The sequence below is a fragment of the Duganella sp. GW821-FHT01E12 genome (genome assembly GCF_059422325.1).
Genome location: NZ_JBWKWR010000028.1, coordinates 1 through 1,633, shown reverse-complemented (window position 1 = coordinate 1,633; position 1,633 = coordinate 1). Strand labels below are relative to the sequence as shown.

At 57.7% G+C, this 1,633-nt stretch carries 1 protein-coding gene; it reads right to left on the bottom strand.

Annotation, left to right across the window (positions count from 1 at the left end; all coding sequences use genetic code 11):
- Nucleotides 1-220: 220 nt before the first annotated feature.
- Complete coding sequence (locus tag AC07WS_RS30310) at nucleotides 221-400, bottom strand: hypothetical protein (protein ID WP_494732638.1); 180 nt, start codon at nucleotides 398-400, stop codon at nucleotides 221-223.
- Between the last annotated feature and the right edge of the window lie 1,233 nt (nucleotides 401-1,633).

Sequence of the window (1,633 nt, the reverse complement as noted above, 5' to 3'; positions counted from 1 at the left end):
GCTGCGGAGCGTTGTGTCCGTCAGCGAAGAAGAAAGAGTATGAAGCGTTTAGATCGTTTCGTCAACCCCTACTTTTTCCCACCTAACTCACCAACGTGTGCTGTGTTCTGCGAGGGGGCGAACTATAGCAAACCAAAGCCTTGGTTGGCAAGGACTTCCCCACAGTCGGCACCAGTCGATCAATATCCACGACCGGCATCAACTGTGGCCAAACGCGCTCTTACTTCGCAACAGGCGTCGTAACGGCGCCAGCTTCGGACACCGACCGCTGCGGAACCTGCCCTGCCTTGAGTTGTTCAATCTTGTTATTCAGCCCTACGATTTCGCCCAGCGTGCCTGCAACGACAATATTGATACGGTGCAGCGCCGCAAAGCCTAGCACCAAGGCAAGCAAGGCCAAGACAAAAGTTGCAGCGATGCAAAGGCCGTGACGTTCCGGGTCAATGAAGCGGGGTGGCTCACGAGATTCTCCTTAGTAAGGTTGGCCTGATTCAAAGTGCATCTGCTGGCGCCGCAGCCTGATCGCCGTTGGCGGCCCAAAGAACACGCTGGCGGATCGCGTCCTTGCTAAGTATCAAGCGTACCTGCACCTGCCGTTCGAGATTCGATATCGCAACCAGACGCGGGCGACGCGCAAATAGTTTACTAACCTTCAGCGCGAGATTTTTCGCGCCTGGAACGTAATGAATTTCAGTTTACGTCTGAACATACGGCTGCTGGTTACTCAGACGGCAAGGAGCGTACCCTTGCTCTGCCAGATACGTCGCAATACGGCGCCCCTGTGGCGCGGTTGCTGCCAGGCTCGCAGCCTTTTGCCGCGCGCCGGCCAGTATTAGCCAAAGGCGGCCAACGCAGCAAGACGAGCGTCAGTGTCGAAACGCTGGAATGTTACGCGGAGAAAGCCAGATAGCCGAAGAAGAGAGTCGGCAACAATAACGTCCCGCCGGTCTTGCTAACGAAATACACCAGCGGCGCGGAGTAACTACGGAAACCGGCATTGAGAAACCGGGTACGCTGGGGCGAGCTATCCCACTTCCCTTCCGGCACCGTCAATTTGGCCAGTGGCGCAGGGAATCCGCTACCACAGGCCAGGGCGACGACAAGACCGCGCGTGCACCATCGTCGGTCTGGCGCAAGCGCTGCGCCTGAACCGGGCAGGTCAAGCGCGCGATCAACAGATAAGTCAGCGCCGCGACCACAATGAAGGCACACAACATGGGCAACGCCGCCAACCCCAGCGTGCGCAACCAGAAAGCCTGATGCGCCCGTCTAGCCAGCAAGACACCGTACACGGCCAGGGCCGCGCTCAGGCTGAGCAATCCGCCAACGGTCGTATCGGCGCCGGCCTTTCCAGATTCTGTGGATGTCAGGCGGTAATCGCCCTTGCGCGGCAGCTGGAGGCCGCCGATTGAAGGGAATCAGCAGACAAAAAAAGCCCCGACCAGGTGAGACGACAGGCAATGCCTGGCGTCGAACGGAAGGGGCTTTCAAACGAAAAAAACCCCACCTGCACTGAACGCGATCTTGAGCGCGTTCAGGCTGATGGGGGCTTTTCTTTATAACTAGCCTGACGATAACCTACTTTCACACTGGTTGCAGCACTATCATCGGCGCAGAGTTGTTTCACGGTCCT